This is a genomic window from Nocardiopsis tropica (assembly GCF_042660575.1).
Lineage (GTDB): Bacteria > Actinomycetota > Actinomycetes > Streptosporangiales > Streptosporangiaceae > Nocardiopsis > Nocardiopsis tropica.
This window is the reverse complement of the sequence record NZ_JBHSUF010000003.1, coordinates 1-14078: the sequence shown is the minus strand read 5'-3', so window position 1 is coordinate 14078 and position 14078 is coordinate 1. Positions and strand designations below refer to the sequence as shown.

At 72.8% G+C, this 14078-nt stretch carries 15 protein-coding genes and 1 riboswitch; of the genes, 11 read left to right on the top strand and 4 right to left on the bottom strand.

From position 1 onward, the window contains the following. Window positions 1–50 precede the first annotated feature (50 nt). Both ACFQBR_RS05600 and ACFQBR_RS05595 read left to right on the top strand, forming a co-directional pair. Entirely contained in the window at window positions 51–749 is a 699-nt protein-coding gene (locus ACFQBR_RS05600) for a nitroreductase (RefSeq protein WP_344178319.1), read from the top strand. A 201-nt stretch (window positions 750–950) separates the two neighbouring features. After that, a complete protein-coding gene (locus ACFQBR_RS05595; RefSeq protein WP_267949628.1) occupies window positions 951–1331 on the top strand; it encodes a VOC family protein in 381 nt (126 codons plus the stop codon). A 652-nt stretch (window positions 1332–1983) separates the two neighbouring features. Here the strand turns inward: ACFQBR_RS05595 and ACFQBR_RS05590 are convergent. Then, complete coding sequence (locus ACFQBR_RS05590; RefSeq protein WP_378552281.1) at window positions 1984–2592, bottom strand: TetR/AcrR family transcriptional regulator C-terminal domain-containing protein; 609 nt, start codon at window positions 2590–2592, stop codon at window positions 1984–1986. Window positions 2593–2690: 98 nt separating this feature from the next. Between ACFQBR_RS05590 and ACFQBR_RS05585 the strand changes: the two genes are divergently transcribed. The 4 genes from ACFQBR_RS05585 to ACFQBR_RS05570 all read left to right on the top strand — a co-directional run bounded on the left by ACFQBR_RS05585 (window position 2691) and on the right by ACFQBR_RS05570 (window position 7830). After that, complete coding sequence (locus ACFQBR_RS05585; protein WP_344178317.1) at window positions 2691–3650, top strand: zinc-binding dehydrogenase; 960 nt, start codon at window positions 2691–2693, stop codon at window positions 3648–3650. 67 nt (window positions 3651–3717) lie between these two features. Continuing rightward, a complete protein-coding gene (locus tag ACFQBR_RS05580; RefSeq protein ID WP_344178315.1) occupies window positions 3718–4917 on the top strand; it encodes an FAD-dependent monooxygenase in 1200 nt (399 codons plus the stop codon). 306 nt (window positions 4918–5223) lie between these two features. Beyond that, on the top strand, window positions 5224–6630 hold the full coding sequence (locus tag ACFQBR_RS05575) for an MFS transporter (RefSeq protein WP_378552557.1): 1407 nt from the start codon (window positions 5224–5226) through the stop codon (window positions 6628–6630). Between the two features lie 720 nt (window positions 6631–7350). Then, on the top strand, window positions 7351–7830 hold the full coding sequence (locus ACFQBR_RS05570; RefSeq protein ID WP_344178311.1) for a hypothetical protein: 480 nt from the start codon (window positions 7351–7353) through the stop codon (window positions 7828–7830). A 151-nt stretch (window positions 7831–7981) separates the two neighbouring features. On the opposite strand, the gene ACFQBR_RS05565 is transcribed toward ACFQBR_RS05570, so the two are convergent. Next, window positions 7982–8197 carry a hypothetical protein gene (locus tag ACFQBR_RS05565; protein WP_344178309.1) on the bottom strand — a complete coding sequence of 72 codons (216 nt, stop codon included), beginning with the start codon at window positions 8195–8197 and terminating at the stop codon, window positions 7982–7984. Window positions 8198–8487: 290 nt separating this feature from the next. Continuing rightward, a riboswitch (guanidine-III (ykkC-III) riboswitch) is annotated at window positions 8488–8554 on the top strand. A 12-nt stretch (window positions 8555–8566) separates the two neighbouring features. Between ACFQBR_RS05565 and ACFQBR_RS05560 the strand changes: the two genes are divergently transcribed. Next, window positions 8567–8881 (top strand): DMT family transporter, encoded by a 315-nt coding sequence (locus tag ACFQBR_RS05560; protein WP_344178307.1) that lies wholly within the window; start codon window positions 8567–8569, stop codon window positions 8879–8881. A 1-nt stretch (window position 8882) separates the two neighbouring features. Beyond that, the gene (locus ACFQBR_RS05555; protein ID WP_344178303.1) at window positions 8883–9221 is read left to right on the top strand and encodes a DMT family transporter; all 339 of its coding nucleotides are present in this window, start codon (window positions 8883–8885) and stop codon (window positions 9219–9221) included. A gap of 173 nt (window positions 9222–9394) precedes the next feature. Here the strand turns inward: ACFQBR_RS05555 and ACFQBR_RS05550 are convergent, their stop codons facing one another. After that, complete coding sequence (locus tag ACFQBR_RS05550) at window positions 9395–9994, bottom strand: TetR/AcrR family transcriptional regulator (RefSeq protein ID WP_344178301.1); 600 nt, start codon at window positions 9992–9994, stop codon at window positions 9395–9397. Between the two features lie 163 nt (window positions 9995–10157). Between ACFQBR_RS05550 and ACFQBR_RS05545 the strand changes: the two genes are divergently transcribed. Further along, complete coding sequence (locus ACFQBR_RS05545) at window positions 10158–11129, top strand: NAD(P)-dependent alcohol dehydrogenase (RefSeq protein WP_344178499.1); 972 nt, start codon at window positions 10158–10160, stop codon at window positions 11127–11129. Window positions 11130–11242: 113 nt separating this feature from the next. Here the strand turns inward: ACFQBR_RS05545 and ACFQBR_RS05540 are convergent, their stop codons facing one another. Further along, window positions 11243–12301 carry a hypothetical protein gene (locus tag ACFQBR_RS05540; protein WP_344178299.1) on the bottom strand — a complete coding sequence of 353 codons (1059 nt, stop codon included), beginning with the start codon at window positions 12299–12301 and terminating at the stop codon, window positions 11243–11245. Window positions 12302–12497: 196 nt separating this feature from the next. Between ACFQBR_RS05540 and ACFQBR_RS05535 the strand changes: the two genes are divergently transcribed. Together ACFQBR_RS05535 and ACFQBR_RS05530 are read left to right on the top strand one after the other, a co-directional pair. Then, on the top strand, window positions 12498–13115 hold the full coding sequence (locus tag ACFQBR_RS05535; RefSeq protein ID WP_344178297.1) for an ABC transporter ATP-binding protein: 618 nt from the start codon (window positions 12498–12500) through the stop codon (window positions 13113–13115). After that, window positions 13112–14078, top strand: a 967-nt coding sequence (locus ACFQBR_RS05530; RefSeq protein WP_378552274.1) for a DUF6297 family protein, incomplete at its 3' end; no start/stop codon positions are given. The genes ACFQBR_RS05535 and ACFQBR_RS05530, both read left to right, overlap by 4 nt.

The following is a 14078-nucleotide window of genomic DNA, read 5'->3' as shown; positions in this document are numbered from 1 at the left end:
GGTGGGCACCGCCGTGCCCACGGGGACAAGCACCGTCAAGAGGAAATGCCGTGCCCACCACCGCCTCACCCTTCACCGACATCGCGCTCGCCCGGCGCTCGCCCCGCCAGTTCCTGCCCGACCCCGTGTCCCCGTCGGACATCCGCGGCGTGCTGGAGGACGCCCAGACGGCCCCCTCCAACAGCAACACCCAGCAGTGGACGGTGCACGTCGTCTCGGGCGCGGCCCGGGACGCCCTCAGCAAGGAACTGCTCCGGGCCGAGGAGGAGGGGCGGTCCTCCCCCGACTTCACCGCCGACTACGGGGAGGGCGTCTACCAGGAGCGGGCGCAGGCCCAGGCCGCGGGCCACTACCGGGCCCGGGGCATCGAACGCGCGGACCGGGAGGGCAGGAGACTCGCGGTCCGGGAGAACCTGGAGTTCTACGGCGCCCCGCACGCCGCCTTCCTCTTCATGCCGGTCATCGGCGACGGGGTGCGCACGGCCGGGGACATCGGCATGTACGCGCAGAACTTCCTGCTCTCGCTGGCGTCCCGCGGGCTCGGGGGCATCCCGCAGACCATCCTCGGGTTCTACGCCGACACCGTCCGCGAGTTCCTGGGCGTCCCCGAGGACCTCAAACTGCTCTTCGGCATCTCCTTCGGCACGGCCGACCGGACCGCGCCGGTGAACGAATTCCGCCGGGGCCGGGTCCCGCTCCACCAGAGCGTCGTCCTGCACGACACCCCCGGGGTCCTCGACGGGCAGTAGCGCCCCGGGGCGGGACCACCGCGCCGGCGTCGGCGGCAGTTCTGAAAAGCGCAGGTGGCGCCGGGTCCCGGACGGCTCCGAAAACATCTGGCCCCCGCCCGTCCCGTTCGGTACAGTCGCCGGGTCGTCACGCCGAGGGGCGCCCACGAAGTTCGCGTGCGGCCTCCCCGGCGGTTCTCCGGATGAGAGTGGGTTGCGTTCATGGCATGTCGTATCAGTGAGCTCGTGCTCGGTTGCCGCGATCCCGAGGTGCTGGCGCGGTTCTGGTGCGAGGTCCTGGACTTCGTGGTGCTCGACCGCGAGGACGACGGCACGTTGGAGATCGGTCCGCGCGAGGGGTTCGGCGGTCCGCAGCCGACGATCATCCTCAGCCGCAGGGACGAGCCGGAGAAGGGGAAGCCCCGGCTGCACATCGACGTCAACGCCACCGACCGCGACCAGGACGCCGAACTCGAACGGCTCCTCGCGCTCGGCGCCCGCCCGGCCGACATCGGCCAGACGGGGGAGGAGCAGTGGCACGTCCTGGCCGACCCCGAGGGCAACGAGTTCTGCCTGCTCAAGGCCCGCCTCAACCCACTCTGACGCCCGTCCCCTCTCGCGATGATCTTGTACTTATAGCGAGGTTGGGCGCCGAGACCGGCTATAAGTACAAGATCGTCCGGGGTCAGAACCCCTCGCGTCACACCGGCAGCCGTTCCGGTCAGCCCGTCGGCGCTGCTCCCCGCGCACGCGGGGATGGCCCCTGGTGTTCGTGCACTACTGAATGAGCGCAAGGCTGCTCCCCGCGCACGCGGGGATGGACCCAGCTGCCAGGACTGCCGCGCCGGGTTCGCGATCTGCTCCCCACGCACAAGCGGGGATGTGCCCGAGGCACCGAAACGGCTCGGCGCATCCTTCCGTAATTCCTGCCCTCTGCGACTCGGGGAGTCGGTGGGGTCGCGTCCCCGGGGGAGGACGTGCCCGCGACCGGTGGTCGCGTCCGCCCGGACAGCCGGTTTCCAGGACTCCCCGACGTAGGCGCCGACGGCAGTCAACGGCCCCCGGCCCTGCCGCGCGCTCAGGAAGTGGTGTGCCGGCTCGGCCGGCCCCTGGGCGAACACTCCGGCGTGCCCGGCGACGCCGCCGAGGACGGCCGCGTTCTCGTCGTGGACCACTCCGTGCAGTCGGCTGTCATCCCGGCGTCGAGCACCTGGTGGAGGTCGCCGGGCTGGACACGAGCGCTCCAAGGGGCGGGTCAGCTGTCGAAGCGGGCTGCGAGACCGTCCAGGACGATACCCAAGTGTCGCTCGAACCGCTGGTCGCCGTGGTCGCGCAGGTGACCGGCCTCTTTGACCAGCGGGACGTCCGGCCCCAGCCACGCGTCGCGCTGGTCGATCGAGTAGCGCGACGGGTCGGTCCCGGCCGACTGCTGCTGTTCCTGTTCCTCGATGACGAAACCGACGACGAAGGCGACGGCCAGGTCGATGGCGTCGTCGGCATCGGCAAGGCCGACTCCTTGCGCGGTCCAGCGCGCGAGCCACGGTTCCTTCATCCGGACCACGTCGGGGTCGGCGATGCGCGTACCGCTGAAGATACGGGCCCCGTCCCGGTGGAGCAGGAACTCCGAGCGCAGGATCCGCGCGTAGGCGGCGAGGTCCTCTCGCCAGCCGTCGGCCGGCGGGAGGGCCGACACCGCGGTGGTGACGCGCCGCATGACGGCGGTGCTCATCTCGTCGAGGAGTTCCTGCTTGTTGCGCATGTGCCAGTACAGGGCAGGCGGGCGCACCTCGAGCCGGGCGGCGAGCGCGCGGACAGTGAGGCCGTCCAAGCCTTTGTCGTCGAGCAGGCTCAGTGCCGCTGTCACGATCTGTTCCCGAGTGATCCCCTTGGCCATGTTGACAGCTTAACAAAGTTCAGGCAGTCTGATCGCACCAAGAACTTAACTTAGTTAAGGAAATTCTGATGCGCGCTGCAATCGTCAACGGCCCCGGGGCAACGCCCGTCTGCGCCGAGTTCCCCGACCCCGAGCCGAAGCCGGGACAGGAGCCGCTCCACCTGGTCGGAGCGGGTCTGCACCATGTCGTGCGCGGGCTGGCGTCCGGTCAGCACTACGGCAGCGGCCACGCCTACCCGCTGGTGCCCGGTGTGGACGCGGTGGCCCGTACCGCCGGCGGGAGCCTGGTCTACACGGGCTTCGCCCGTGCGCCGTGGGGCACGATGGCCGAGCGGCTGGTCACGCCGTTCGAGCTGGAGCTGCCGGCCGGGGCCGACCCCCTCGCCGTGGCTGCCGGGATGAACCCGGGCCTGTCCGGCTGGATGGTTCTGACCGCCAGGCGCAAGGAAGTGGGCCGGCTCGGCACCGTGCTGGTGCTGGGGGCGACCGGCATGTCAGGCGCCCTGGCGGTGCGGGCCGCGCTGGCACTCGGCGCAGACCGGGTGGTGGCCGCCGGTCGGGACCCGGAGGCGCTGGAGCGACTGCGGGAGCTGGGCGCTCTGCCGGTCTCGCTCGACCACGACGGCCCCGACGCCCTCGCCACCGCTCTGGCCACGGCCGTCGACCAGGCCCCGCCCACGCTCGTGCTCGACTTCCTCTGGGGCACGGTCGCCGAAGCAGCCTTCGCCGCCCTGGCCCGGGGCGGCATGAGCGAGGACGCCCCCGAGGTGGCGTACGTGCAGATCGGCTCGCTCGCCGGGGCGCGGGCCGCCGTACCCGCCGCGCTGCTGCGCAGCCGCCGTATCCGGGTCACGGGCAGCGGCATCGGTTCGGTCTCCAAGGCCGAGCTGCTCGCAGAGGCCCCCGCGGTCATGGCGCACTTCGCCAACGGAACCTTCCAGGCCCCCTACACCGCCTACCCGCTCGACCGGGTCGGCGAAGCCTGGGCACACCAGGGGCGGACCCGCGCCGTCGTCGTCCCGGACTGACCGACCCCGGAGCCGCGCATCCGATGGCTCCGGGCAATCCCGAATCGGCAAGGCGAAGGAGAGCACCATGCAGAAGCGAGCACTGGTCGTGGGACTCGGGATCGCGGGCATGTCCGCGGCGATCGGGTTGCGTGCGGCCGGATGGGCCCCGGTGATCGTCGAACGGGCGCCCGAACGACGGAGGGGCGGGTACTTCATCGGACTGCTGCCCGACGGCAGGCAGGCGGCCGTCGACCTGGGCATCAGCGAGGACCTGCACGTCCGCAACCCTCCCGACGCCGGCAAGGCGTGGGAGCTGGACCGTGACGGGAGGTCGTCGCCGGGGCTGGGATTCCTGCACCAGCCCGGCCGGCCCGCCGCGGTGGTACGCGGCGACATCGAGGCCGCGCTCTGGCAGAGCATCGCCGGGGCCGGCGGTGAACCTGTCGAGGTGCGATTCGCCACGGCGCCCGCCGAGATCCACGACGGCGCCGACGACGTCGAGGTGGTGCTCGAGGACATCGGAGCCGGCCACGAGTACCGTGAGCGCTTCGACCTGGTGGTGGGCGCCGACGGGATGCGCTCCAGCGTGCGGCGCATGGTCTTCGGTCCGCACGAGGAGTACATGACGAACTGGGACGCGATGATCTGCGCCTTCCAGCTCGACGAGCAGGTGCCGTCCTATGGTGCGCAGGACAGCGTCATCAGTGCCCGCGCGGGGCGTGCGGCCTGGGTGTTCGGGTTGGCCGACCGGGCCCCCACCGCGCTGCTGACCTACCGCACCGCTGACATCGCCGAGCAGTTCACCGGGGACCGGGTCGAGCGGCTGCGATCGGTCTTCTCCGGAATGGACGACCCGGTCGTGCGGCACGTCCTGGACGGGCTCGAACGGGCTCCGGAGTTCGTCTTCGACTCGGTGCACCAGGTCAGGATGCCCCGATGGAGCGAGGGCCGGACCGTGTTGGTGGGCGACGCGGCCTGGTGCCTGAACCTGTACTCGGGCATGGGCGCGACCAGCGCCCTGCGCGGCGGCGACGCGCTCGGCAGGGCCCTGCGGGAGAACCCGGCCGACCTGCGTGCCGCACTGACCGCCTGGGAGGCGGGGTTGCGTCCCTCGATCCGGAGCCACCAGCGCACCGCACGGATCAAGCAGCAGATGTTCGTCCCCTCCGGCCGGGTCGCCGAGGTGCTTCGCTCGTTCATCCTGCGGCTCGGCGGCGCATGGCGTCGACGAAAGCTCGAGAAGGACCGTGCCGCCGCCCCGGTCGGCAGCGGTGCACCGGTGTAGACCGCGGTCCACGACGGAGACGGCACAGCGGACCGAACCGGCCTGCTCCCGTGCGGGCCGGGCGATCAGATCTGGCGTCAAGGCCTGGTCACCGGATCGAGCAGGGGGTGACCATGACCGTCGTCTTCGTGCACGGGGCCCGGGGCGCACCCGGTGGGTCCCGGGCCGGCCTTCGTGCGGCAGCGCTCCACCGCATGGTCCGAGCCGACGCCCCTTCCCCATCGAAGGAGTTCTGTGGAGAACAGCATGAGCACCCCCGCACCATCACGCAGAGCGCCGCATACGCACTGGAGTCCGCGGTTGGGCGTGCAGATCGTGGCCCTGCTTCTGGCGAACATCGTGGCGGACACGGTCATCGTGGCCCCGCTGCTCGTCCTGCCCCAGATGCTCGACCACTTCGACACCACCCAGGCGGCCTGGATCAGCTCGAGCGCCATGTTGGCCGGAGCGATGTGGGCGCCGTTGTTCGGCAAGAGCGCCGACATCCACGGCAAACGCAAGATGCTCACGGTCGTACTGCTCATCGCCTGCGGGGGTGCGCTGGTCTGCATGGCCGCCCCCAACCTCTGGATCTTCGTCCTGGGCCGGATGATGCAGGGCGCCGCCGTGGCGGCGGTCTTCCTCACCGCCGCCATCGTCCGCGACCTGTGCGCACCGAAGGTCGCGATGCCCGCCGTGGGGGCGGTCACCACAGGGGCCGGATTTCTGGGAATCGGGTTGAGCGTCCTGATCGAGGCCATGGCAGGGCAATTCGGCTTCAAGGCGGTCTTCGCGGCCTCGTCCCTGCTCGCGATCCTCGCAGTCGTCTGCATCCGCGCCGTGGTTCCGGATCACGGGGTCAGGACACCGGGACGCGTCGACGTGGTCGGGGCCCTGCTGCTCGGGGGCGGCCTGACCGCTGTGCTCGGGTACATCAGCCTCGGCTCCGGCATCGGGTGGTTCAGCGCGGGGGCGCTCGCCCTGTTCGGCGTCGGAGCGGCGCTGCTGACCAGGTGGTTCCTGGTGAGCAGCCGGATACCCGAGCCCGTGATCGACATCAGGAACCTGGGGCGGCCGTTGCTGCTCACCCTCCTGGTCGTCGTGCTCGGCAGCGGTGCGGTGCAGAGCATGGACCAGCTCCTGAGTCTCATCGCGCAGGTCTCACCCGACCAGCAGCTCGGCTACGGCCTCGACGCGACAGGGTCGCTGAGTCTGCTGTTCGGTGTCCCGGCCGTCGGGATCATCATCGGTGGCCTGGTCTCGGGCTGGGTGGCCGCACGCTTCGACCCGTCCGTCGCCCTGACCGGAGGCGTTCTGCTAGGAGTCGCGGGTGCCATCGGGATGTTCGCGGGTGCGGCCTCGTTCCCCGCCGCGATCTGCTTCGGCGTGCTGCTCAACGTCAGCATGGGGGCGCTGACGGCCTCCGGGTTCAACATGGCCGGCGAGCTCACGCCACCGGAGCGTCAGGGCGTGATCGCCAGCATGGTCACCGTCACCAGCGCGATCGGCTCGGTCTGCATGAGTTTCGTCGGAGCCGCCGTGCTGTCCTCGACCACCGTCGTCGTCGACGGGACCACGGTGAACTCCGCCACCGGGGTGTTCGGCTACATCGCCATCTCCGCAGGGGTCTTCCTGGCCGCCACGGTGCCCGCCTGCCTGTTGCTGGCACAACGGCGCCGTGCGGCGCGCGCCTCCGGCTCGCCCGTCCCCCGGGGCACTCCCGATGACGGATGACGGCGGGACGCCCCCCGCCGGGCGAGGGTCTCGGGTGCCGGGGCGTGCCGCTATGTTCACGGGGCTCGCCGGGATGTGGTCGAAGCCAGGTTCCCTCGACCACACCGGGGGTCCTGGGCGGTGAGGTCTTCAGCGGCCTCGGGAGTCCCATGGGACCGAAGGGGAGCGTCACCGCGCCTGAGAGGCTCGACCCCGTGGAACCCTGTCGTGCCTCGGTGCGTGAAGAGCTGCGAGAACCGGCGCGGCAGCGGCCCGGATGCCGTCGCCCCGTTTCACGAGGGGCGGAAACAGCGGTGGCTTTGTCCTCCACCGGAGGCGGAAACCCGCTGGCCTGTGCGCATGCGGTTTCTCTCCGGGCCTGCGAAGATCATTTATGTGAGGTCCAATACTCCTTTGCGGGAGGAGGGGGTTTCTCGAAAAACTGCCTACACCCTGGCCTGTGGTTTCTCGAAGTCAGCGCTTCTCTTCGGGTGGCTGCGCCGTGGGTCGGGGTTTCCTGTCCTCTTGACGCGTTTCGCAAGGGGTAGTAATTTTACGAGAAGCTTCGCCCGGTTCGGCGGAAAAGAAAAGCCCTCTCTGTGTCGCTCTTCCGGTGGTGCATTTTGCTTTCGTTCCGGCCGGTGTCGATTTTCGGCCGATGTTCGGAGGTGCGGTGCTCGGGCGGTCGCATGCGCGAACGGGGCCGCGTCCAACTGCGGGTTCCTGGTTCAGGGGGAAGGCATGACCGTCGTCGGCATAGGAGGCAGGGTCCTGGGCGGGGGCGGCCTTCACGCCTGCCTGCTTCTCCTGTTTCCTTGGAGCATATCCTCCGACGTGCACCCCCCGACGGCGTTCGCCGTTTTATCGGCGGCCTATGGGGCGCTGCTCCTGATAACGACTCTCCCGAGTCTTGTCGCGTTCGCTGTCGAGGTCAGGAGGAGAGTGCCCAGGGGTGGCTCGCGGGAATTCGGGGCGACCAAGGCGACCTCCGCCTCCGTGGCCGGTCTCTTCTACTTCGCCCTGCCGTTCTCCCTCGTTTTCACCGAGGGGTTCACCGCCCTCAACACGGCGGTGTCCGTGATGGGATTCGCCGTCGGCTTCCTCCTGCACAGGATGTTCCTGCGGCTCAGCTTCGAGGGATCGTCGCGTGCGGCCTTCTTCCCCCTTCTCGCACTGGGGGCCCCTTTCCCGCTTCTCCTGATGAGGGCATGGCCGTTCTAGTGCTCTGACCGGAACCTCGCTCCCCGCGCATCGGGGAACCGACCGGGCCGCATCTCCGGGGGACGTGCCCGGCCCGGTACGGGGCCCGGCGCACAGGGGTGGGGCCCCGCGCGGGGGTGCGCGGGGCCCCGAGGGGGGCGCGGGGGTCCGGTCAGTGGACGAAGAAGCCGTCGAAACGGCCTCCCTCGCAGATCAGGCCGCTGGGGGAGTCCTCGCTCTCCTTGACGGCGCCTCCGCCCTTCCTGCACATCTCCTCCGTGATGTACTCGGCCCCGGGGGGCGGTGGCGGTGCGGCCGCCGCGGGGGCGGCCGACGCTGTGAGGGCGGCGGCGGCGGTCAGGGCGAGGGCGGCGAAGAGGATGCGCATCGGTTTCCTCTGAGCGTGTCGAGCGGGGTGCCTACGCCACAGGGATCCCCCGCTCTCGGGCCTGAAAACCCTGTGAGCTGCTGAGACGCGAAGACGGGCGCGGCATATCGCCACCAAGGGCCACGAGTCGCCCCCGACCTGGGGGCCAGGTCGGCGGCGGGCGTCGAGCGCCCGACGGGGCGGAGGGCCCCGAACCGGACCCGGTGCACGGGACCTCCCCACCCGTTCCCGGGGGGACGTGTCGTGACGACCCTCACGGCACCGGCCTGGGACGATGTTGTACGTTGGGGTCGAGACCCGCTCCTCGGGTCAGCGGACGAGGGAGCCGTACCCGCGCCACGACAAGACGGCCTCGAAAGGGGCTTGTCCATGGCATGGTTCGTTCTCGTCGTCTCCGGGGTCCTGGAGGCCGTCTGGGCCACCGCCCGGGGCGCGTCGAAGGGTTTCTCCCGATGGCGCCCCACACTCCTGTTCGCCGTCGCCCTGGTCGCGAGCATGGCGGGTCTGGCCTGGGCCATGACCTCGCTGCCGACCGGCACCGCCTACGCCGTCTGGGTGGGCATCGGCGCCACGCTCACCGTCCTGTGGGGGTTCCTCACCGGCAAGGACCGCGCCACCTGGGGCAAGTCCCTGCTCCTGGTGCTGCTCATCGGTTCGATCATCGGTCTCAAGGCGGTGAGCTGACATGCCGTGGATCATCCTGCTCATCAGCGCGGTGTTCGAGGCCGTGTGGGCCACCGCACTGGGAATGTCCAACGGGTTCAGCGAACCCGGCCCGACCGTCGTGTTCCTCGTGGCACTGGCGATCAGCATGGCCGGCCTGGGCTGGGCGGCCAAGCACATCCCCATCGGCACCGCCTACGCGGTCTGGGTCGGCCTCGGCGCCGCGCTGACCGTGTTCTACGCGATGTTCACCGGCGGCGAGAGCGTCTCGGCGCTCAAGATCGTCTTCCTCGCCGGGATCATCGCCGCGGTCGTCGGCCTGAAGCTGGTGCCGGAGAAGTCCGCACCGGCCCCCGAGTAGCCTCCGGGGCCGCGGGACACGTCGGAGGCCCCCGGCGCGACACGACGTCGCGCCGGGGGCCTCGTCGCGTTCGGAAGGCCCGTCGCGGCCCGGCCCCGGTCGCCGCCCCGCGCCGGTCGAGGGGGCCGCGCCCCGCGCCGGCCGGGACCCGGCCCGGCGGCCCCCAGGGCGCCTCAGGCGGCGAAGGAGGCCAGGAGGTGGCTGACCAGCCGCTGCGCGCGGCGGTGGGGTTCGGCGGACGCGGCCAGACCGCCGACCGCCTCGAACAGCATCTCCACGTCGTCGGTGGTGATCCCGGCCCGCACGGCCCCGGCCCCCCGGGCGCGGTCCAGGACCGCCGCCAGCTTCTCCCGGCCCTCGCGGGCGTGCCGTTCGGCGTGGGAGGGGAACCGGGCCGTGAATTCCGGCGAGCACACGCGGCCCTCCACCTGGAGGATGCAGCAGCGCCGCAGCGCGTACTCCATGCCGCCCCAGGGGTCGGCATGGGCCAGGGCCGCGTCGAACACCTTCTCGTACTGCGCGGCCGAGTCCGCGAAGAGTTCCATGACCAGGGCGTCCTTGGTCGGAAAACGCCGGTAGAGCGTGGCCGTGCCCACCCCGGAGCGCCGGGCGACGACCGCCATCGGCAGGTCCAGGCCCCGCTCGCGGAAGCACTCGTGGGCGGCCCGCAGGATGCGCCGGCGGTTGTCCTCGGCATCGCGCCGCATCGGCGCGAGCGCCGGGCGGTCCGGCTCCGTGGCCGGCGCCGGCGCACCGATCCGAGAAATCCCCATGTCCCCGTCTCTCACTTGTGTCCCCGGGGCCATCACGGCGCGGCCCCGGTGCGTTGGTCGGGGAGTCGGCACAGGCCGCGCACCGCCCCCGGCGTTCGTAGCGGGGAACCGCGGTGCGCGGCCGGCCATTCCCGTCAACGAGGAGAGGTTCACCGTGAACACCATGCGCGCTGTCCGCTACGAGCGGTTCGGTCCGCCCGACGTCCTGACGATCGACCGGGTGCCCGTCCCCGACCCGGGGCCGGGGGAGGTGCTCGTGCGGGTCCACGCCGCGAGCGTGGGCGGAGGGGAGACCGAGATCCGCGCGGGCAGCCTCCGCCGGGTCATGGGTTCGCGCATGCCCCGCGGCCTCGGCGTCGACTTCTCGGGGAGGGTGTCGGGCGTGGGACCCGGGGTCGACCCCGCGCGGGTGGGGGAGGAGGTGCTGGGAATCCTGCCGCACATGGGGTTCGGGAGCACGGCCGACTTCGTCGCGGTCCCGCAGGAGAGGGTCGTGGCGGCCCCGGCCGGCCTCGACCCGGCCGGGGCGGCGGCGCTCCCGGCCTCGGGGACCACGGTCCTGACCGCCCTGGTGGCGAAGGCGCGCCTGCGCGAGGGGGAGCGGCTGCTGGTGCGCGGTGCCTCCGGCGGGGTCGGCAGCACGGCGGTGCAGGTCGGCCGGGCCCTGGGGGCGCACGTCACCGGTCTGGCCGGGCGGCGCAACCTCGACTGGGTCCGCGACCTGGGCGCCCACGAGGTGTTCGACCACCGTGAGACCGGGCCCGCGGACCTGGGCCGGTTCGACGTCGTCCTCGACGTGGTGGGCTCCGAGCCGGGCGCCTACCGGAGGCTGCGCGCCCCGGGGGGCCGCTACCTCCCGCTGGCCATCGACCCCCGGCGCCCCCTGAGGTCGACCGCCGACACCCTCTGGTCCGCCGCGGTGGACCGCCGCAGGGTCCTGCCCTTCAGCAACAACCCCTCGCGCGAGGACCTGACCGAACTCGTCCGGTACGTCGAGTCGGGTCGGCTCGTGCCCGTGGTGGACGAGGTGTTCCCGGTGGAGAGGGTGCGCGAGGCCCACCGGAGGGTGGAGAAGGGCGGGCTGCGCGGCAAGGTCGTGGTGGCGATGGGCGAGGACCCCGGCCCGCAGGGCTGACCGGGGGGTCCCGGGCGGGCGGGGCCCGTCCGCCCGGGACCGTCCCGCGCCGCGCCTCCCGGGGCGACGCCCCGCCCCGGACCCGTTCCGGGGCGGGCGGGTCGACGGCGGCGTCAGCTCCCGACCGCACCCGGGGGGCCGGACAACCGCGACCGCCCCACCGCGAGGTAGAAGGGGGAGGGCGCGACCGGGGCCCGTCCGCGCAGGAGGCGGCGCAGGTTGAAGGCGGGCCACTTCGGAGCGGCCCTGACGGCCGTGTACATCAGCACGGCGCCGTCCGCTCCCTCCGAGGCGTGCAGCGCCGGACCGTAGACGCCGCGCGCCATCCACGCGGGAACGCCGGGCCGGTCCGTGTCCAGCACCCGGACCGGCGTCGTCCAGTCGGCACGGACGGGGCTCGGTTCGGGGGCAGTGACGACCCAGAGGCCCTGGTCGGGGAAGCGCGGAGTGTTGTGCAGGTTCGCCCCCCTCGCCAGCACCATGACCCAGCGGTCGCCCACACGGTGGACGGCGTTGTCGAAGAAGCCCTCGTCGGGACCGGCGAAGACCCGCGGGGCGGACCACGCGATCCCGTCGGCGCTCTCGGCGACCCGGAGCTCGTAGTCGGGCAGCTCGCCCGGTCCGATCTCGTTCGGGTCGGCCTGGAACCACATCACGTAGCGGCCCCGGTGGTGGACCACGAGCGGTTCGAGCACGCTCGTCCGCGGCGCGCTGCCGCGCAGGACGGGCTCGTCGCGGCGCTCCCACCGTCCCCCGCGCTGCTCCAGGACCCCGATCGCGTAGCCGCTCCGGGGGCCGTAGTGCCTGGCCGTCGCGCGCCCGGTGTAGTAGATGCGCGCAGGCCGGCCGTCGACGGCGGGCACGTACGAGGGCGTGTGCATCCCCGCGCGGTCCCACCCGTCGCGGGGAGGGTCCGCGACGATCGGCCTCGCCCGGCCGCGCGCGTCGGCGTCGATCAGCCACCGCTCGGAGTCCATGCCCCCGCCGGGGGCCGGACGGGCCAGGTAGATGCGGTTGCGGAACGTCGTGGAGAAGCCGCCCAGGAACATCGTCGCGACACCGTCGACCACGTGGAGGTCCGGGTCGCCGACGCCGAGCAGTCCGCGCGGCATCGGCCCGTCGACCATGTCCCACAGCGCCGTCGCACGACCTGGTCCATCGATGGAGAACACGTCTACCTCCGGGAATCGAACACGCCGAACGGCGCGGACTCCCCTGTGGACCAGGTAGGTCGTTGCCCCGAGGCTAGCAGCGCCGAGCGGCGGGGTACAGGGGGCGGAACGCCTCCCGGAGGGCCGCTGTCGCGGGGGCGGACCGCGGACGGGGGCACCGGCCGGGCGCGTCGGCCCCGCGCCCTAGGCTGGGGCGGTGAGCGAACCGATCATCGTGGCCCGTGGTGTGGACGTGGAACTGGGCGGAGTCCCGGTCCTGAGCGGGGTCGACCTCACGGTCGAGCCCGGGGAGGTGGTGGCGGTGCTCGGCGCCAACGGCGTCGGGAAGACCACCCTGCTGCGCTGCCTCGCCGGGCTGCAGAGCGCCTCCGGCAGCGTGAGCGTGCTGGGCCGGCCGCCCGTGGACGAGCCCGGCTTCTGGCGCGAGGTCGCCCTGGTCGGCGACGAGCCCACCTGGTACCCCGGACTGACCGTGCGGGAGCACCTGGAGCTGATGCGCGGCGTGCACGGCCCGGGGCGGCTGGAGGTGGGGGCGGCCCTGGACCTGTTCGAGCTGGGCGGCTGCGCCGACCGGGCCCCGTCGTCGCTGTCGACCGGCCAGCGCCAGCGGCTGTCCCTGGCCATGGCGCTGCTGCGCCCCAGCCGGCTGCTGCTGCTGGACGAGCCGGAGCGCGGGCTCGACGCGGCCTTCCGGGAACGGCTCGCGGGACTGCTCGCCGTCTACGCCGACGACGGCGGGACGGTGGTCATGGTGACGCACGACCCGCGGTTCGCCGAGGACGCCCGGCACATCGCCCTGGAGGCCGCGGCGTGAACGGGGTGGCACAGGTCCGGGCGTTCGTACGGGCCGGGGACCGCGGCCGCCGCACCTGGTCCGACCGGTACATCACCCTGTTCGCCCTGGGACTGCTGGTGGTCCTCGCGGCCCCGGCGGTCGGCCGGGCGGTGTCGGGGGTGCCCGCCGGCGTCGACCCGGCGCGGGCGGGCGCGGGCCTGGCCCTGGTCGCGCTGCTGCTGGCCGGCGCGCTGGTCCTCGCGCGCGGGCTCGGGCCCGTGGCGGTGTCGGCCGCGGACGCGGCGTGGCTGCTGCTCTCGCCGCTGCCGCGCCGGAGCGTGCTGACCCGCACGGCGGTGGTCCTGGCCGCGCTGTGCACCGCGTTCGGCGCGGTCCTCGGCCTGGTGTTGCTGAGCGCCCTCGGGGCCTCCGACGAGCTGACGCTGCGGCTGTTCGCGTCCCTGGTCACGGGCGTCTCGTGGACGCTGGGCGGGACGGCGGCGGCCGTCCTGGCCCAGGCGTTCCAGCCCTGGGACGGCCGGCTGGTCGCGACGGTGGCCGTCCTCGTGGCCGCGGGGGCCGCCGCGGTGGTCATGAGCGCAGGACCCGGACAGAGCGTGCTCACCGGCATCGCGTCGGCGCCCCCGGCGGCGTGGACGGCGGCGGCCACCGCGTCCGCCGCCGTGGCCGCCGGCCTCGCGGCACGGGCCTGGGCGGCCCTCGCGCGCATCCCGGCCCGCGCGGTGCTGGAGGCCTCGCGGCGGGTGGGGTTCGCGGCGGGCGCGTTCGTCGTCATGGACCCGGGTTCGCTGACCCTGGTCGCCGAGGACGCCCACTGGCGGTCGAGGGTCCTGAGGTCGCGCCCGTGGCCGTCGCGGCTGCGCGGCGCGGCGGCGGTGGCCTGGCTGGACTGGCGGCGGCTGGCGCGGCGGCCGGGACGGCTCGCGCTGCTGGCCGCCGCGGCCGCACTGCCCGTGCTGGCGGAGCGTGCGGGCGGCGGCG